This window comes from Roseateles sp. GW821-FHT09B06, assembly GCF_059418245.1.
The window spans coordinates 1-1,481 of record NZ_JBWKPM010000062.1 but is presented as its reverse complement, the minus strand read 5'-3'; the positions used below and the strand labels follow the sequence as shown (position 1 = coordinate 1,481).

Genomic DNA, 1,481 nt, shown 5'->3' with positions numbered 1-1,481 from the left:
GCGTCCACCGCGGCGCGCGAGGCACCGAGCGCCGCGCCCAGCTTGTCGGCCAGCGGCGTCAGCACCTCGTTGAACTTGTCGCTGCTGCCCAGCGCACGGCCGCCGGAGACGATGATCTTGGCGGCGGTCAGCTCGGGGCGGTCGCTCTTGGTCACCTCGCGCCCGACGAAGCTGCTCTTGCCGCTGTCGGCGGCGCCGGCCAGGGTCTCGATGGCGGCCGCGCCGCCGGTCGCCGGCGCGGCATCGAAGCCGGTCGTGCGCACGGTGACGACCTTGATGGCATCGGCGCTCTGCACGGTGGCGATCGCGTTGCCGGCATAGATCGGGCGCTCGAAGGTGTCGGCGCTCACGACCTTGGTGATGTCGCTGATCTGGCCCATGTCCAGCAGCGCGGCCACGCGCGGCGCGACGTTCTTGCCCGAGGCGGTGGCCGGGAACAGGATGTGGCTGTAGCCAGGGGCCAGCGCGACGACCTGGGCGGCCAGGTTCTCGGCCAGGCCGTCGGCCAGCTGGGCGGCGTCGGCATGCAGCACCTTGGCGACGCCGGCGATCTGCGCGGCGGCCGCGGCGGCGGCGCCGGCATTCGCGCCGGCCACCAGCACATGCACCTCGCCGCCGGCGGCGGCTGCGGCGGTGACGGTGTTCAGGGTCGCGCCCTTGATGTGGGCGTTGTCGTGTTCGGCGATGACGAGAGCGGTCATGTCTTCAATCTCCTTGGATGCGTCGGCTCAGGCCGCCGCATGCTTTTGACTTGGATCGCGTGGGGCTCGCGGATCCGGCTTTGCCGGGCCGCCGAGCCCGCCCCCTTGAGGGGGCGCGCGCAGCGCGTAGGGGGTGGGTCAGATCACCTTCGCTTCATTCTTCAACTTGTTCACCAGCGTGGCCACGTCGGGCACCTTGATGCCGGCGCTGCGCTTGGGCGGCTCCTCGACCTTCAGGGTCTTGATGCGCGGCGCCACGTCGACGCCCAGATCGGCCGGCTTGAGCACGTCGAGCTGCTTCTTCTTGGCCTTCATGATGTTGGGCAGGGTGACGTAGCGCGGCTCGTTCAGGCGCAGGTCGGTGGTGACCACGGCCGGCAGCGCCAGGCTCACGGTCTCCAGGCCGCCATCCACCTCGCGGGTGACCTTGGCGCGGCCGTCGGCCACTTCCACCTTGGAGGCGAAGGTGCCCTGGGGCAGATTGGCCAGCGCGGCCAGCATCTGGCCGGTCTGGTTGCAATCGTCGTCGATGGCCTGCTTGCCCAGGATCACCAGTTGGGGCTGCTCCTTGTCCACCAGGGCCTTCAGCAGCTTGGCCACGGCCAGCGGCTGCAGCTCGAGCTCGGCCGGCGTCTCCACCAGGATCGCGCGGTCGGCGCCGATGGCCATCGCGGTGCGCAGCGTTTCCTGGCATTGCGTGACGCCGCAGGACACCGCGATCACCTCCGTGACCACGCCCTTCTCCTTCAGGCGCACGGCCTCTTCGACGGCGATCTCGTC

2 protein-coding genes are annotated in these 1,481 nt (G+C 70.4%); both read right to left on the bottom strand.

The window, feature by feature from the left end; all coding sequences use genetic code 11:
* Positions 1-701: electron transfer flavoprotein subunit alpha/FixB family protein (locus AC07OQ_RS24430; RefSeq protein WP_495055735.1), on the bottom strand; the 701-nt coding region annotated here is incomplete at its 3' end.
* A gap of 138 nt (positions 702-839) precedes the next feature.
* Positions 840-1,481, bottom strand: a 642-nt coding sequence (locus AC07OQ_RS24425; protein WP_495055734.1) for an electron transfer flavoprotein subunit beta/FixA family protein, incomplete at its 5' end; no start/stop codon positions are given.